This is a genomic window from Spirillospora sp. NPDC052242, assembly GCF_040679555.1.
In the GTDB taxonomy this organism is placed as follows: domain Bacteria; phylum Actinomycetota; class Actinomycetes; order Streptosporangiales; family Streptosporangiaceae; genus Spirillospora.
Genome location: NZ_JBFAUZ010000030.1, coordinates 38,344 through 54,015 on the forward strand (window position 1 = coordinate 38,344; position 15,672 = coordinate 54,015).

The window sequence follows — 15,672 nt, forward strand, 5'->3', positions numbered from 1 at the left end:
CGCACGGAACGCGCGCGCAGGTCAGAGATGGTCGTCGAGCGCGTGGCGCGACGTGACGCCGAGTTTCGCGAAGACCCTGCCGAGGTGGTACTCGACGGTGCGGGGGCTGACGTAGAGCCGCGCGGCGATCTCCTTGTTGGTCAGGCCGGTACGGGCCAGCGCGGCCACCCTCGCCTCCTGCGGGGTGAGCTCCTCGGCGGTTTCGGCGCTCCGCTTCCGGGCGGTCTCCCCGGTGGCCTGGAGTTCCCGGGCCGTCCGGTCGGCGAACGCCGTCATGCCGAACTCCGTGAACAGGTCGAGGGCGGTGCGGAGATGCCCGCGGGCCTGGGTGCGGCGGCGTTCGCGGCGGAGCCACTCGCCGTAGAGCAGGTGGGCGCGCGCCAGGTCGACGCGCATCCGGGTACGTCCCAGCCGGTCGATCGCCTCACGGTAGAGCCGGTCGGCCTCACCGCCTTCGCCGAGCAACGCCCGGCAGCGGGCCTCGAGACCGAGCCCCCAGTCCGTGCCGCCCGCCCGGGCGGCCCGGGAAAGACGTTCCAGCGCGCGGACCGCCGGCTCGTGCCGACCGGTGCGCACAGCCGCCTCGATCAGTTCGAGCGGCGCCCAGAGCACACCGCACCCGTGCGGCGACCGATGGTCGACGCCGGCCGGCAGGACGGCTTCCAGAGCACGCTCGTACTCGCCGAGCCCGTTGTAGAGCACGGACCGGGCCCAGTGGCCGAGTTCCACGGTCCGCCACTCCCCGCGGCCCGCCCCTTCCCTCGCGACGGCCTCCGCGAGCCGCTCGGTCTCCTTCACGTCCCCGCGCCACGCCGCGAGACCGAGGTTCCCGCTCTGCCGCATGACTTCGGACGTGGTCCAGACGTCGGCGGGGACCGCTTTCGACTTCGCCTCCTCGTTCAGTCTCCCGGCCGCCGCCAGGTCGCCTTGGAACAGGAGGAGCATCGTGGACATGCCGAGGGCCAGGGGCAGCAGTGCGAGCGCGCCGGAGTCACGGATCAGCCGAAGGTGGTCGCGCGCCAGCCTGCAGCCGGCCTCGTCGTCCCACAGGGCCATGGCGCAGAGGTTGAGGGACCATTGCCACCGGAGCTGTTCCGCGTGGGTGCCGCCCTCGCGCATACCGGCGGCCACGGCCCGCCGCAGGGCGGGCGCGGCCGTCCCGGGTTCCTCCGTGTAGAGCAGAGAGAGCGCGTCGAGGACGAGGTCCGCGGTACGGGGCTCGCCGGGCGCGCGGGGCGCCTTGCGTGCGGCCGCCGCGATCCTGGTGACGGCCGCCCAATCGGGCAGCGTCCCGACGGCCGTGAACAGCGCCTGCAAATAGGTGTCGCGTGCCAGGGAGGCGTCGACCGGCCCGAGCCGCCCGGCCACCTCGCACAGAACGTCCGGAGTGGACGCGCCCCGGGCCGGGTCGATCTCCGCGCGCAGGGCCTCGACCCTGGCACGGTGCGGTTCGTCCGGTGGCCCGGCCTCGGCCACCGCCAGCAGTGCCAGGGCGGACTCGGACGCGCCCGCCATGTGCTGGGCCCAGGCGGCGTCCAGGGCGCGTTCGGCCCGGCGGCGGACGTCGGGGGTCAGCTCGACCGCCCGCCGCAGGAACGCCGCCACGGCGGCCAGACCGCCGCGCGCCCGGGCGCGCCCGGCCGACGTCACGAGCTCCGCGGCGATCCCCTCGTCCGGATGGTCGGCGCCGTGGGCGCGGTGCCAGGCCCGGCGGTCCGGACCGGTGCCCGCGTCGGTCGCCTCCGCCAATGCCCGGTGGACCCGCCGACGCTCCCCCGGAGCGGCGGCGTCGTACACCGCGAAACGGACGAGCGGCTGCCGGAAACGCACCCGATCGCCGATGTCGAGCAGGTCCCCGGCCTCGCCGACCGGCGCGGCGCCGAGGCCGAGCACGGCTGCGGCGCGCCGCAGCACACCGGGATCGCCGAGCGGTTCGGCGGCGGCCAGCAGCAGCGCCGTGCGGGCATCGTCCGACAGACCGTCCAGCCGACGCCGCACGCCGTCCTCCGGGCGGACCGCCGGCGACCGCCCGGACACCGCCGCGAACCCGCCCGCGGACGCCCCCCGGACCAGTTCGAGCAGGACGAGCGGGTTCCCGCGTGACTCGAACAGGATCCGGTCGCGCACCTCCTCGTCCAGCGGTCCCGGGGCCGCCCGGGCCACGAGGGCCCGCGCGTCCCCGTCCCCCAGCCCGCCGACGTCCAGCACGGGAAGGTCCGGCGGCATGCCGGCACCGCGGACCGCGAAGACGCAGGCCACGCGTTCGTCCGTGAGGCCGCGGGCCACGCGGGCGAGGACCTCCGCCGACGCCGGGTCGAGCCACTGAGCGTCGTCGATGACGCACAGGACCGGCCGTTCGGCGGCGGCCCTGGCGAGGAGGTCGAGCACGGCGAGGCCGATGAGAGAGGAGTCGGGGGCGGGACCGGCGTGCATCCCGAACGCCGTGGCGAGCGCGTCCCGCCGTGCTTCGGGCAGGGAGTCGAAAACGTCCAGCATCGGCGCGCACAACTGGTGGACATGCGCGAAGGGCAGCTCCATCTCCGCCCGGACCCCGGCGGCGATGGCGACCCGGAACCCTGAAGCCTTCCCGATCAGGTGATCGAGCAGTGCGGACTTCCCGACCCCGGGCTCGCCGCGCAGGACGAGAACCCGGCTGCCGCCGCGGACGTCCGCGAGCAACCGGTCGAGCGTCTCCCGCTCCGCCTCCCTGCCCACCAGCGGCCATGGGATCGCTCCCATCCGCCCGCGGGCGGAAGTCTCAGGCATCCACCGCACCCTCCGCGCCCAAGGTCACCGGCGGGGCGAATCGCTACGCGCGTCCCACCGAATGTAGACGATAATCATCTATCTGTGCGATGCGCCCGGCGCCCCTGCCGCGAGAGCGTTGGAGCAGCGAGGAGTCGGGTCCCCGGCACGCATAAAGGCACGGAGGGCACGGGTCCGTCGCGCTTCGCTTCCAAGCTTCGTGGAAACCACTCCGGGCGTATCGATGGCGACGATGCCGCTGGGGAGCCGGACCGTGCCGCGCCATGACGCGGAGGGCGCGACCGATTTCGCCCGGAAGCTGCGCGCCGCAGGCCATCCTCTCGCGAGACCGCCGTTGCGCCGCATCCCCGCCGAGCGTCGGCACGGACTGCCGCTACCCCGGCCTGCCGCGGGCCCGAGCGGCACGTGCGCGACGGGAGCCACGCCCGCGCCGGTCTCGGCCGGCATCGACGTGGCGGCGGCCGCAGGGGCTCCTCGGCGTAGGCCGGTGACTCGCCCAGAACGCGTGTCCGGTGAGCTCGCAGGCCGTGGAGGGGACGGGAAAACTCTTATCGATACAGTTGGGAGCCTATCGGGCGGATTCCGGATCAAGGTCAGACAGAAGTGGCATTCTGACGAATGCGCCCGATGGCTGCCGACTTGGCCGCGCCGATGGCTTGGCGCTGAACGGGGAGCGTAGAGGGCATGGGGACGCTGTCTGGGCGCACGCCGCTGCTGAATCGGCATCGAGAGCGTGCTGAGCTGGACGGCCTGTTGGGGGATGTGCGCTCCGGGCGCGGGCGGGCCCTGGTGCTGCGTGGCGAGGCGGGCGTGGGCAAGTCGGCCTTGCTGCGGCACACGGTGGGACGGGCGGCCGATATGCGGGTGGTCCGCACCGTGGGGGCGGAGTCGGAGATGGAGCTGGCTTTCGCCGGCCTGCATCTCCTGCTCGCGCCGCTGCTGGACCGGATCGAGACGCTGCCCGGCCCGCAGCGGGACGCGCTCATGGTCGCGTTCGGGCTGCGCAAGGGGGACGCGCCCGACCGGTTCATGATCGGGCTGGCGGTGTTGACCCTGCTGGCGGAGGCGGCGGAGGAACGCGCCTTGCTCTGCGTGGTCGATGATGCGCAGTGGCTGGACCAGTCGTCGGCCCAGGTGCTGGCGTTCGTCGCCCGGCGGCTGCTGGCCGAGCCGGTAGGGCTGATCTTCGCGGCGCGCGAGCCGGGCAGGCATTTCCACGGGCTGGTGGATCTGGAGGTGCGCGGCCTGGCCAAGCAGGACGCCCAGGCGCTGTTGCGCTCGGTGGTCCGCTTTCCGCTGGACGAACGGATCAAGGACCGGATCCTGGCCGAGACGAACGGGAACCCGTTGGCGCTGCTGGAACTGCCGCGAGGGCTGAGCCCCGCGCAGCTGGCGGGCGGATTCGGGCTGGTGGAGGCCCAGGCGGTCCCGGCGCGGGTCGAAGAGAGCTTCCGCCGGCGGCTGGCGGCGCTGCCGGCCGAGACCCGATCGCTCATGCTGGTCGCGGCGGTCGAGCCGACCGGCGACCCGGTGCTGATCCGGCGCGCGGCCGGACGGCTCGGGGTCTCCGCTTCCGCAGGGGAGCCCGCGGAAGCCGACGGGTTGTTGGAGATCGGGGCGTGGCTGCGGTTCCGGCATCCGCTGGTGCGGTCGGCGGTGTACTCGGCCGCGTCGTCGGCGGAGCGGCGGGCGGCGCACGGTGCGCTGGCCGCGGCGACCGACCCCGCGTCCGACCCCGAACGCCGGGCCTGGCATCGCGCCCACGCGGCGCTGGAGCCCGACGAGTCCGTGGCCGGTGAGCTGGAACTGCTGGCCGACCGGGCCCAAGTACGCGGCGGCATCGCTGCGGCGGCGGCGTTCCTGAGGCGCGCGACCGAGCTGACGCCCGATCCGGTCAGACGCGGGGGGAGAGCGCTGGCCGCCGCCCAGACGGCCTTCGACGCCGGTGCCCCGGACCAGGCGCTGGAGCTGCTCGTCTCCGCGGAGCGGGATCCGCTGACCGAGCTCCAGAGCGGACGGGTGGTCTGGCTGCGGGCCCAGATCATCTTCGCGCGCAAGCGCGGCGGTGAAGCCCTGAGGCCGCTGCTGGATGCGGCCGGTCGACTGGCCCATGTCGATGCGGGACAGGCACGCGAAGCCTACATCGACGCCATGGGATCAGCGGTCTTCGCCGGCCGGCTGGGCCAACCGGGCCTCCTGCGAACGGTGGCCGAAGCCGCACGCACCGCACCTGCGGGACCGCTGCCGGCGCGGCCGGCCGACGCGCTGCTCGACGGGCTGGTGGCACGGTTCGCCGAGGGCTTCGGTGAGGCGGCGCCGCGGTTGAAGCGCGTTCTGCGGGCGTTCCGGCAGGAGGCCAGACGCAACCCGGACGACAACATGCGCTGGCTCTGGCTCACCTACCTGGTCGCCGCGGACATGTGGGACGACCAGACCTTGCACGAGCTGGCCGAGTACGCCGTCCAGGCGGCTCGCGAGATCGGCGCACTCCACTTCCTCCCTCAAGCCCTCACCTACCGCGCCGCCGTGCACGTCTACGCCGGTCAGTTCGACGCGGCGGCCACGTTGGTCGAGGAGTCCGACGCGATCTTGAAGGTGACCGGCAACTCCTACTTCGGCTTCGCCTCCAACCTGCTCCGGGGCTGGCGCGGAGGGCCCGAGGCACCGGCGCAGCTGGAGGCCGCCGCCGAATGGGCGAGCACCTGGGGCGAGGGGCGAGCGATCAGCGCGTGCCAGTACATGAGCGCGTTGGCGTACAACGCCTTCGGCCGGTACAAGGACGCTTTGGACTGCGCGGAGCGGGCGTGGGGGCATGACGACCTGGGGGTCACCGGGTTCGCCTCCGTCGAACTGATCGAGGCGGCCGCGTACGGCAAGACCCCCGAAGCGGCCACGCCCGCGCTGCGACAGCTCGAGGAACGCGCCACCGCCAGTGGCACCGACTGGGCCCTCGGCCTGCTCGCCCGGTCGAAGGCGCTGCTTTCCGACGGCCAGGCCGCCGACCTGCTGTATCGAGAGGCCATCGAGCGTCTCCAGCGCAGCCGGGCCGCCGTGTACCTCGCCCGCACCCATCTGGTGTACGGCGAGTGGCTGCGTCGCGAGAAGCGGCGCCTCGACGCGCGTGAGCACCTGCGCACCGCCCACGAGATGCTGCAGCGTTTCGGCGCGACGGCTTTCGCCGACCGCGCCCAACGCGAACTCCTGGCCACCGGCGAGACCGTCCGCAGGCGCACCGCCGGCACGCCCGGCGGCGGCCTCACTCCGCAGGAGGAGCAGATCGCCCGCCTGGCCCGGACGGGCCTGTCGAACCCGGAGATCGGCGCCCAGCTCTTCCTCAGCCCGCGCACCGTCGAGTACCACCTGAGCAAGGTGTTCGCCAAGCTCGCCATCACCTCTCGCCAACAGCTCGCGGACGCGTTGCCCGACCTGGACCACGACCGTGCGTGAGCCGTCCCGCTCGACCCCCTGCCCGCCGTCCCTGCGCACAACGGAGAAACTCACATGACCGAAAAACAGCCCTGGCAGTGGGACGAGCAGACTTGGCGCGGCCACGTGGCGCGGGTCCGCGCGGGCCGCTCCCTGCACCCCGCCTCCTGGCCGGGAGGCGCCCGCGTCGCGGTCGCGCTCTCCTTCGACTGCGACCACGAGACGATCGCCTTGCGCGTCGGCGAGACCGCGCCGGGCAAACTCGCGCAGGGAGAGTACGGCTCCCGCGTCGGTGCCCCACGGGTGCTTCGGCTGCTGGAGCGTTTCGGCGTCCCGGCCTCGTTCTTCATGCCGGCGGTCTCGGCACTGCTGCACCCGGAGGAGGTGCGCGACTACGTCGCCGCCGGCCACGAGGTCGCCATGCACGGCTGGATCCACGAGAGCAACATGCTGCTGAATCCGGCCGACGAGCGCGAGCTGGCCCTGCGCGCCGCCGACACCCTGGAGAAGCTGTCGGGCACCCGCCCGGTCGGCATCCGCACTCCGGCCTGGGACTTCTCCGACCACACCCTGGCCATAACGCGTGAGCTGGGCCTGCTCTACGACTCCTCCCTCATGGCCGACGACGAGCCGTACGAGCTGCTGGCCGACGGCGAGCCGACCGGCGTCGTGGAGATCCCGGTCGAGTGGATCAGAGACGACGTGCCGTACCTGTTGCTGGAGCACGACGGCATGCTGCGGGCGTGCCCGCCGCCGCGGGAGGTGGCGGGGATCTGGCGCGACGAGTTCGACGCCGCGCTCGAGGAGGGCGGGCTGTTCCAGCTCACCATGCACCCGCAAGTCATCGGTCACCGCTCCCGCATGACCGTGCTGCGCGAGCTACTGGAGCACATCGACGCGCAGCAGGGCGTCTGGTACGCCACCCACGCCCAGATCGCCGAGTACGTCCTGGAGCAGAACCCGTAATCCCCGCTGCTCGGACACTTGGACCGGAACAGGACCGGGTGGGCCGAGCGGGGCCGGGAGCGCGGTCAGGAGAGCTCCAGGCCGCCGTCGATGGTGAGGACCTGACCGGTGAGCCAGGTCGAGGCCGGGTCGGCCAGTCGCAGGATCCACACCGCGACTTCCGCCGGTGCGCCGCGACGCCCCAGCGGGATGCGGGCGGCCTCGTCCGCCTTGATCTGGGCGATGGTGGCCTCGTCCAGTCCGGCGGCGGCCAGCGCCTGGCTTTCGGTGGGGCCGGGGGCCAGCGCGTTCACACGGATCCGATCTGCGGCCAGCTCCACCGCCCAGCTGCGGGTCAGCTGCTCCAGCGCGGCCTTGGAAGCGGCGTAGTGCGCGGCGCCCGGCAGCGGCCGGTGACCGTAGGTGCTGGAGACGTTGACGATCGAGCCCGCACTGTCGCGCAAATGCGGCAGCGCGGCGCGGGCCAGCAGGCTGGGCGCGGTGACGTTGAGGTCGAACAGTTCGCCGATGCCGTCGGCCGTGGTCCGGCCCAGCGGCATCATCCTGGTCGCACCGGCGTTGTTGACCAGCACGTCCACTCGGCCCCACCGAGCGACCGCGGCGTCGATCACCTGCTGCGCCGCCTCGGGCGCGCGCAGGTCCGCCGGATGCACCTCGATCTGCGGATGGAGTGCGGCCGTCTCATCCAGTGCGTCCTTGCGGCGGCCGACCCCCAGCACCCGGGCTCCGGCGGCCGCGAACGCGTCGGCGGCGGCGCGGCCGATCCCCGAGCCCGCACCGGTGACGACCACGACCATGCCCTCGAACTTCGTCTCGACTTCGCCGTGAAGCTGAACGGTCACTACCCATCCCCATTGTTCGATGTTCGTGAAACATCGAACAAGGTAGCATCGCCGCCATGAAACAGGCACACCATCCCGAACCGGGCGAGATGACCCTGGTCGCGGTGCTGGGAGCGCTCAGCGACCCGATCCGGGTCGGCCTGGTGCGCGTACTGGCCGACGGCCACGAACGCGGATGGGGCCAGTTGCGAGCCCCGGTGGCCAAATCGACCCTCAGTCACCATTTGCGAGTCCTGCGCGACGCCGGCCTCACCCGCACCCGCCAAGAAGGCACCCGCTGCTTCGTCGAGCTGCGCCGCCACGACCTGGACACCCGCTTCCCCGGCCTCCTGGACTCGGTCCTGGACGCCGCCCACAGCGACGACATCGGCGCCCACGTCCAGGTGACCGGCACGCCCGACTGACGCCGCAGACGTCGCGCGATCGGCTTCGCACAGTCCCGGCGGGCAAGCCGGCGGATGAGCCAGTGCGCCAGCGAACCCGCCCTTGCCAACACCTGTGACCCGCCGCCGAAGCCCTGGAGTGGCCGGCGGGCCGGATCAATGAGCTGATCAATCGAGCCGATCGCCAGAGCCCGATAGATAGCACGGCGATCCCCCGCGCCGAGGGATGGAAGTAGCAGCGCACGTTTCCGGCATCTCGGCAGCCAGAGAGGACAAGAAGACCAACGCCCGGCTACGCCAGGCCAAAGGGACTTCTAGACGCCAGCGAGGCACCCGACGCCATCCGCCAGGCCGCCGGCTCGGCCACGGCCTCCAGAGCGCGAGCCTGACCGCGCAGGCCGAAGCCGAAGACGTCCCGTGACTCCGCCTCCTGAGCGTCCACCGGCGGCGGACGTGCCGTCGTTGATCGCTCCGTGAACCTGAGCACCGGGCGCCGCTCACCCCGACCGACCTCGCCGAACTCTGGCCAGCCGGACCGCCTATCGGTGGACCCGGAGGCCCTGTTCGTCTACGGCGGTCTCCAGTTTCCTGAGGTCCTGTTCGCCCTGATCGACCGCGTACCCGACCGCGAGCCGGCATCCGCCGAGGGATGGCGAGTCGCCACCCTGCCCGGACGCCCGTACCCCGGCATCCTCCCCGGCGACAAGACCGCACACGGCTACCTGCTCACCGGCCTGAGCCCGCAGGAGTGGCGCCTCTTGGACGCGTTCGAGGACCCCGTCTACGAACTCGTCCGAGTCGACCTCACCGACGGCCGCCACGGCTGGACGTACGCATGCAAGTCAGCACGGTCGAGGCACCGCCCCCCTTGCCCCTGTTGGCGGCGTCGGACGTCTGTGCGTCTCTGCAATGGACAGTTGAGCGTGCGTGACTGGGGAACCTCGTGGTCCCCCAGATCCCTCCTGGAGCGTTGTGCGTCTTTGCGTGCGGTAGCGGGTCAGAGCTGCCGAACCCAGGAGGTCGCCCAGGTGGCGGCTAGGTCGCATCGTTGCTGGGATGTCGCCCGCAGTAATCCGTTTTGTGTGTCACCACGGCTCTGTCAGCATGAAGCCCCATGCGCCACCCTCTTGACACGCTGGACTGGCCGATTTCCACCGACCGACTGCTGTTGCGCCGGGCCGCCCCCGACGACTTGGACGCGACCTGGGCCTACCGGCAACTACCGGAGACTTACGAATGGGTTGGGGCCGCCACGGCGACATACGACGACTACCGTGAGCGTTTTCTCCGCGAGGAGCGGCTCGCAGACCTGCTCATCGTCGAACTGGACGGCCAGGTGATCGGCGATCTGACGCTGCAGGTCCAGGACGCTTGGGCCCAGGAGGAGGTCGCTGAACAGGCGAAAGGCGTCCAAGGAGAGCTCGGGTGGACGTTGGATCCCTCCTACGGCGGCAAGGGCTACGCCACCGAAGCGGTACGCGCCCTCATCGACATCTCCTTCAGGAGCCTTGGCCTGCGCCGCCTGCACGCGGAGTGTTTCTACGACAACGAACCTTCGTGGCGGCTGATGGAGCGGGTTGGGATGCGCCGCGAACGGCACACGGTGAGAGACTCTCTCCACCGCAGCAAGGGATGGCTCGACGGTCTCACGTACGCGATCCTGGCCGAGGAATGGCCCGCTTCCGAGTGATGGACCACCCCGCTGTCCGGTCCCATATCAAGATCACCGGATCTGGCCAATGCAGGTAAAGCCGTCGCGGTCTGGTCGGGCGTGACTCCCCTGCCGTGGTGAATCCGCAGTATCCGGCGGCCCGTCCTCAGATCGGTCGGGTTCTCGTCGATTCCCGTCACCCGCTCCACCACGAAGGCCCAGGCCAGTGATGTATCACTGACACTGGGCCTTGTTCGTTTATCACCCGGGTTGCCCGATGTGCCGCTGGAACCCTGGCCTGCGGTTGCGGAGATGGCTACCCTCCGCTCGGGGGATGCTTCCGAGTCGGGAGACCAGATGCGGGCAGTCGTCTACGACAGGTACGGCTCGACGGATTCACTACGGGTGGAGGACGTGCCGACGCCATCGCCGGCTCCGAATCAGGTCCTCGTACGGGTGGTCGCGACGTCGATCAATTTGTCGGATTGGGAGACTCTGCGCGGGGCTCCGCTGTACTCGCGGATCGGCGGGTTGCGAAGGCCGCCGCGCAGGACGCTCGGCTCGGACATCGCCGGACGGGTGGAGGCCGTGGGCTCGGGGGTGTCTCGCTTCCGCGTGGGAGATGAGGTGTACGGCGACAATCTCGACTTGAAGGGAGGCTTCGCCGAGTTCGCGGTGGCGCCCGAGTCGGCCCTCGCTCACAAGCCGGAGCGGCTGACCTTCGCCGAAGCGTCGACGATTCCACAGGCGGGCGCGATCGCGCTGCAGGGAACGGCCCCGGCCGGTGAGGGACGCCGGATGCTGATCAACGGGGCCGGCGGCGGCTCGGGGGCGTTTGCGATCCAGTTGGCCAAACGCGTCGGCGCCCATGTGACCGCTGTCGACAACGCCGCCAAGCTCGACTTCATGCGGTCGTTGGGCGCAGACGAGGTGATCGACTACCGGAGAGAGGACTTCACTCGGACCGGTGAGCGGTACGACCTCGTGCTGGATCTCGTCGCCTCCCGCTCGCCGCTCGCCTGCGGGCGGGCGCTGGCCCGCGGCGGCCGGTACTGGTGCGTCGGCGGCTCCGTGCCGGTACTGCTCGGGGTCGCGACGATCGGCTCGATCGTCGGCCGACTCACCGGGCGGAGGATGGGAGTTCTCGTGGTGCGTCCGGGACCCGCGCGCTTCGAGCCGGTTGCCGACCTCTGTGTCCAGGGCGAGGTCGCCGTCCACATTGACCGCACCTTCCCCCTTGACGACGTACCTGAGGCGCTGCGCCACGTCGGTGAGGGCCACGCCCGCGGCAAGGCGGTCGTGACGATCCCCTGACGTGCGAGCACCTGGCGCGGCTGGCCGGGCAGGTCCCGCCGGGCGCCGACGGTCGGGGGCCGGTGCCGGGCGACGCCCGCCGGCTGCTGGACCGGCTCGGGCCGATCCCCGCCTACCTGGTGGACGAGCGGCAGGACATCGTCGCCTGGAACCGTGCGGCCGTCGAGCTGATCACGGACTTCGGGGCGTTGCCCGCCGAGGAGCGCAACACCGTGCGGCTGTCCATCCGGCTGGGCGGTGCGCTCTGCTCGCCGCCGGAGGGTGAGGGGAACGCGTTCGCCCGGCAGTTCGCCGCGCAGTTGCGCGCGGCGAGCGTCCGCCGTCCGGCCGACCGGGTGCTGGTGTACACCGCGGAGCCGGGGAGTCCGAGTGCTGCCGCGCTCGCTCGTCTCGGCGGGGCCGGCGGGTGACCCGCGGCCGCTTCCGGACGGGGGCCGATGCGGGGGCGGACGGGTCGGTTACGGTGGGCGCGTGACCGAATGATCTTGCCCGGCCGCGGCCGGGCGCACCGCCCGGGAGCGCGCATGCGGACCAGAGGCCGCCGGACGCCGGACGCCGAGTCGCCGTGGGACGAGATCGTCCCGCTGCTGTGGATGGGCGGGCACCACTACCGCGGGCCCGGCGGGGTGCGGGTGCCGGCCGTCGTCGGCGGCGAGTTCGACCTGGTGGTCAGCCTCTACGTGCGGGACGGCCATGGTCCGGGGGCGGGCGTCGAGCATCGGCGCGCGGAGATCCCGGACGGGCCGCTGACCGCGGACCAGATCGAGGTCGTGTGCGGGGCGGCGGAGGCCGCCGCTGAGGCGGTCCGGGACGGCCGCCGCGTGCTGGTCCGCTGCCATTCCGGCTACAACCGGTCGGGTCTCGTCGTCGTCCAGACGCTCGTGGGGCTGGGGTACGGCGTCGAGGACGCGATCTTCCTGGTCCGGTACCGCCGGTCGAAATGGGCGCTGAACAATCCCCTGTTCGTCGACTACCTGAACACCGGGCTCGACGTCGCGCGCCTGCTGACCGGCCTGGACGCCTGATCCGGCGTCACCCGTCCCGGAGGGCTTCGGCTCGGCGGGTCAGGTCGGCGGCGATGTCGTCCCAGTCGGGGCCGTGCAGCCGCAGGTTGTCGGCGGCGCGGCGCAGGAGGGCGGAGTCGTCGGGGCGCTGCAGGAGCGCCAGGCGGTAGGCGAGGTTGCGCACCCAGACGGGGAGGCGGCCGTCGACGATGTTCGGGCAGAGTTCGTCGAGCATCGCGACGATCGCGTCGGCGTCGGCGAACGTGAGTTCCTCGATGAAATAGTGCTCGCGGTGTTCGCGGTCGCACGCGGGGGCGGGGCGGTACTCGTCCCCGTAGAGGCAGCGGGCGTGCTCCGTCAGCGTGCGGTGCATGGCACGAGCCTACGGCGGGGTCACAGGTGGTGGCGGAGGACGAGGGCTTCGGGGAACGGGTCGAGGTAGGTCTGGTCGGCCATGTAGCGGCACCGTTCGCCTTCGGCGTGGTGGCGGAGGAGGGCGATGGGGACGCTGAGCGGGGCGGTGCCGTCGCGGTAGGACTCGATGGCGGCGAGGACGTCGTGGCGGCGGGTGGGGTCGAGGTGGTCGCCGAGGAAGCCGAGGACGTGCTGGAGCGCGTTCGTGTGGCGGCCGCGGGTCGCGCGGACGGCGAGGGCGGCGGTGAAGGCGCGGCGGTAGTCGGCCTCGACGTCGGCGGGGGCGCGGGAGCCGGCGCGGGCGACGACGCGGCCGGTCGCGCGGTAGCCCTCGGGGTCGTGCGCGAGGAGCTGCATCTTGTGGCGGCCGTGGAAGGCGACGAGGTCGCGGGGGCGCCAGTCGGCGGCGAAGAACTCGCGGAGGCGGGCGTGGGCGAAGACGCGTTCGACGAAGTGTTCGCGGAGGACGGGGTCGTTGAGGCGTCCGTCCTCTTCGGCGGGGAGGTCGGGGAGGGCGGCGCGGACGCGGGCGGCGAACACGCCGGTGCCGCTGCGGTCGACGGGCTGGCCGTCGGTGCGCTCGCCCGGGAGGCCGGAGGCGTGGCGGGGGAGGTTCTGCAGGCCGCAGCTGGGGGACCGGGCCTTGAAGACGTAACCGTCGAGGTCTTCGAGGCCCGGGACGCGGTGGTCGGCGAGCGCGGTGAGGGCGGCGGTGGGGTCGGCGCCGTCCTTGGTGCGGACGTGGCCGTCGGTGTGCAGGCGCAGGGTGGGGCGGGGCGTGCCGAGACCGATCTCCATCTCGGGGCAGACGGGCACCCAGTCGACATGGGGGGACAGCCGGCCGGTGAGGAACCGGTCGCGGCTGTGGGCGCCGTTGTAGCGGACGGGCGCGCCGAGGAGGCAGCTGGAGACCGCGAGGCGCGGGCGCGGGTGCGTGTTCATTCCGCTGGTCGCCCTACCCGGTGCGGCGGCGGTGTACCCGTGCCGTTCACGCGTGCGCGGTGATCAGGACATTTCGGCTTCCTAGGGTTGCGGGGCATGTCCGTTTCTCCTGGTTGGAGTCCCTCTGTGCGTTCCGACGACAGCGCTTCGATCTCCGCGCTCGCCCGGCGCCGCCTGTCCCGCCGGACGGTGCTGGCCGGCGGGCTCGCGACCGCCGCGGCATCGTTCTTCGGCTCCCCGGCGGAGGCCGCGGGACGGTCGCGGCTGCTGGGGTTCCCGGCGATCGGGCCGAGCACGGCCGACGCGGTGGTGCTGCCGCCCGGGTACCGCTACCAGGTGCTGTTCCCGTGGGGGCACCCGATCGTGCCGTCCGGTCCGGCGTTCGCCGAGGACGCGGGGAACACGGCGGCGGAGCAGGCCGTGCAGGCGGGCGACCACCACGACGGCATGTGGTTCTTCCCGCGGACGAGCGGGCGGTCGGGGCTGCTGGTGGTGAACCACGAGGCGACGACGGAGCGGCTGCTGCACCCGGACGGGACGGACGCGTGGACGGCCGAGAAGACCGCGAAGTCGCTCGCGGCGCACGGGGTGTCGGTGATCGAGGTGGAGCAGGGCCGGGACGACCGGTGGCGGATCCTCGAGTCGGAGTTCGCCCGCCGGATCACGATGACGACGCCCGTCGAGATCACCGGGCCCGCGGCGGGGCACCGGCTGCTGCGGACGGGCGCGGACCCGGAGGGCGTCCGGGTGCTGGGCACGCTGAACAACTGCGCGAGCGGGCCCACGCCGTGGAACACGTATCTGACCTGCGAGGAGACGGTCAACAAGTACTTCTACTTCGGGGCGGAGCCGCCCGCGGCGGGGTCGGTGGAGGAGCGGTACGGGATCGGTTCGGAGAGCCCGTACCCGTGGCACACGACGGACGAGCGGTTCGACATGCGGGCGGAGCCGAACGAGTACAACCGGTTCGGGTGGGTCGTGGAGATCGACCCGTTCGACCCGTCGTCGACGCCGAAGAAGCGGACGGCGCTCGGACGGTTCGAGCACGAGAACGCCGTGGTGGTGTACGGGCGCCGGGGCGAGGCCGTCGTGTACATGGGCGACGACACGCAGTTCGACTACTTCTACAAGTTCGTGGGCGCGGAGCCGGTCGGCAAGGCGCTGCGGAACGGGCGGAGCCCCCTCGACGCGGGCACTCTGTACGTCGCGAAGTTCGAGGAGGACGGCACGGGCCGCTGGCTGCCGCTGGTGCACGGGCGTCCGGGGCTGACGGAGGCGGACGGGTTCGCGGACCAGGCGGAGGTGCTGATCCACGCGCGGCTGGCGGGGGACGCGGTGGGCGCGACGCCGATGGACCGGCCGGAGTGGTGCACGGTGCAGCCGGGGACGGGCGCGGTGTTCTTCACCTGCACGAACAACACGGCCCGGACGGAGGAGACGGACGCGGCGAACCCGCGGCCGAACAACCGCTACGGGCACATCATGAAGATCGACGAGGGCCGGAACCCGAGCGCGACGGTGTTCGAGTGGGACGTGTTCCTGCTGGCCGGGGACGAGGCGAGCGGCGCGACGGTCCCGGCGGACCAGGCGTTCGGTTCGCCGGACGGCCTGTGGTTCGACCGGGCGGGACGGCTGTGGATCCAGACGGACGGGTCGCAGCCGGCGGTCGGGGGCGCGGCCCAGAACAACCAGATGCTCGCGGCCGACACGCGGACGGGCGAGATCCGGCGGTTCCTGGTGGGGCCGCCGCGGTGCGAGATCACCGGGATCACCGCGACGCCGAACGGCCGGTCGCTGTTCGTGAACATCCAGCATCCGGGTGATTCGGGGACGCCGGCGAATCCGCGGGCGAGCTCGAACTGGCCGGACTTCAGCCCGACGGGGCGTCCCCGGTCGGCGACGATCGTCATCACCCGGGAGGACGGGGGCGTGGTCGGGGCCCCGTGACCGGGGCGGTCCCCGCA

General features: G+C 72.4%; 12 protein-coding genes and 1 pseudogene. 9 read left to right on the plus strand and 4 right to left on the minus strand.

Annotation, left to right across the window (positions count from 1 at the left end):
• Positions 1-21 precede the first annotated feature (21 nt).
• A complete protein-coding gene (locus AB0L25_RS24040; RefSeq protein WP_500174909.1) occupies positions 22-2,766 on the minus strand; it encodes a helix-turn-helix transcriptional regulator in 2,745 nt (914 codons plus the stop codon).
• Between the two features lie 684 nt (positions 2,767-3,450).
• On the opposite strand from AB0L25_RS24040, the gene AB0L25_RS24045 reads away from it, so the two are divergent.
• Positions 3,451-6,213, plus strand: a complete 2,763-nt coding sequence (locus AB0L25_RS24045) for an ATP-binding protein (protein ID WP_500174910.1) — start codon at positions 3,451-3,453, stop codon at positions 6,211-6,213.
• A gap of 54 nt (positions 6,214-6,267) precedes the next feature.
• A complete protein-coding gene (locus tag AB0L25_RS24050) occupies positions 6,268-7,158 on the plus strand; it encodes a polysaccharide deacetylase family protein (RefSeq protein WP_500174912.1) in 891 nt (296 codons plus the stop codon).
• Between the two features lie 65 nt (positions 7,159-7,223).
• On the opposite strand, the gene AB0L25_RS24055 is transcribed toward AB0L25_RS24050, so the two are convergent.
• Positions 7,224-8,000 (minus strand): SDR family NAD(P)-dependent oxidoreductase, encoded by a 777-nt coding sequence (locus AB0L25_RS24055; protein ID WP_500174913.1) that lies wholly within the window; start codon positions 7,998-8,000, stop codon positions 7,224-7,226.
• Positions 8,001-8,056: 56 nt separating this feature from the next.
• On the opposite strand from AB0L25_RS24055, the gene AB0L25_RS24060 reads away from it, so the two are divergent.
• From AB0L25_RS24060 to AB0L25_RS24085, 6 genes and pseudogenes are all read left to right on the plus strand, one after another.
• The gene (locus tag AB0L25_RS24060) at positions 8,057-8,404 is read left to right on the plus strand and encodes an ArsR/SmtB family transcription factor (RefSeq protein ID WP_500174914.1); all 348 of its coding nucleotides are present in this window, start codon (positions 8,057-8,059) and stop codon (positions 8,402-8,404) included.
• Positions 8,405-8,928: 524 nt separating this feature from the next.
• Positions 8,929-9,255: pseudogene (locus tag AB0L25_RS24065) on the plus strand (gamma-glutamylcyclotransferase family protein); the annotation flags it as partial.
• A 242-nt stretch (positions 9,256-9,497) separates the two neighbouring features.
• On the plus strand, positions 9,498-10,073 hold the full coding sequence (locus AB0L25_RS24070) for a GNAT family N-acetyltransferase (RefSeq protein ID WP_500174915.1): 576 nt from the start codon (positions 9,498-9,500) through the stop codon (positions 10,071-10,073).
• Between the two features lie 318 nt (positions 10,074-10,391).
• Positions 10,392-11,348 carry an NAD(P)-dependent alcohol dehydrogenase gene (locus tag AB0L25_RS24075; protein WP_500174916.1) on the plus strand — a complete coding sequence of 319 codons (957 nt, stop codon included), beginning with the start codon at positions 10,392-10,394 and terminating at the stop codon, positions 11,346-11,348.
• Between the two features lie 62 nt (positions 11,349-11,410).
• On the plus strand, positions 11,411-11,758 hold the full coding sequence (locus AB0L25_RS24080; RefSeq protein WP_500174917.1) for an MmyB family transcriptional regulator: 348 nt from the start codon (positions 11,411-11,413) through the stop codon (positions 11,756-11,758).
• Positions 11,759-11,872: 114 nt separating this feature from the next.
• The gene (locus AB0L25_RS24085) at positions 11,873-12,373 is read left to right on the plus strand and encodes a protein-tyrosine phosphatase family protein (RefSeq protein ID WP_500174918.1); all 501 of its coding nucleotides are present in this window, start codon (positions 11,873-11,875) and stop codon (positions 12,371-12,373) included.
• A gap of 7 nt (positions 12,374-12,380) precedes the next feature.
• Here the strand turns inward: AB0L25_RS24085 and AB0L25_RS24090 are convergent, their stop codons facing one another.
• Together AB0L25_RS24090 and AB0L25_RS24095 are read right to left on the minus strand one after the other, a co-directional pair.
• Positions 12,381-12,725, minus strand: a complete 345-nt coding sequence (locus tag AB0L25_RS24090) for a hypothetical protein (protein ID WP_500174919.1) — start codon at positions 12,723-12,725, stop codon at positions 12,381-12,383.
• Positions 12,726-12,745: 20 nt separating this feature from the next.
• Complete coding sequence (locus AB0L25_RS24095) at positions 12,746-13,708, minus strand: YbgA family protein (RefSeq protein ID WP_500174920.1); 963 nt, start codon at positions 13,706-13,708, stop codon at positions 12,746-12,748.
• A gap of 126 nt (positions 13,709-13,834) precedes the next feature.
• Between AB0L25_RS24095 and AB0L25_RS24100 the strand changes: the two genes are divergently transcribed.
• The gene (locus AB0L25_RS24100) at positions 13,835-15,655 is read left to right on the plus strand and encodes a PhoX family protein (protein ID WP_500174921.1); all 1,821 of its coding nucleotides are present in this window, start codon (positions 13,835-13,837) and stop codon (positions 15,653-15,655) included.
• Positions 15,656-15,672 lie beyond the last annotated feature (17 nt).

Bases quoted from the DNA above. Each gene is read 5' to 3' on its own strand.
- AB0L25_RS24040 (WP_500174909.1), bottom strand. From the start codon at position 2,766: ATGCCTGAGACTTCCGCCCGCGGGCGGATGGGAGCGATCCCATGGCCG.
- AB0L25_RS24045 (WP_500174910.1), top strand. From the start codon at position 3,451: ATGGGGACGCTGTCTGGGCGCACGCCGCTGCTGAATCGGCATCGAGAG.
- AB0L25_RS24050 (WP_500174912.1), top strand. From the start codon at position 6,268: ATGACCGAAAAACAGCCCTGGCAGTGGGACGAGCAGACTTGGCGCGGC.
- AB0L25_RS24060 (WP_500174914.1), top strand. From the start codon at position 8,057: ATGAAACAGGCACACCATCCCGAACCGGGCGAGATGACCCTGGTCGCG.
- AB0L25_RS24070 (WP_500174915.1), top strand. From the start codon at position 9,498: ATGCGCCACCCTCTTGACACGCTGGACTGGCCGATTTCCACCGACCGA.
- AB0L25_RS24075 (WP_500174916.1), top strand. From the start codon at position 10,392: ATGCGGGCAGTCGTCTACGACAGGTACGGCTCGACGGATTCACTACGG.
- AB0L25_RS24085 (WP_500174918.1), top strand. From the start codon at position 11,873: ATGCGGACCAGAGGCCGCCGGACGCCGGACGCCGAGTCGCCGTGGGAC.
- AB0L25_RS24090 (WP_500174919.1), bottom strand. From the start codon at position 12,725: ATGCACCGCACGCTGACGGAGCACGCCCGCTGCCTCTACGGGGACGAG.
- AB0L25_RS24095 (WP_500174920.1), bottom strand. From the start codon at position 13,708: ATGAACACGCACCCGCGCCCGCGCCTCGCGGTCTCCAGCTGCCTCCTC.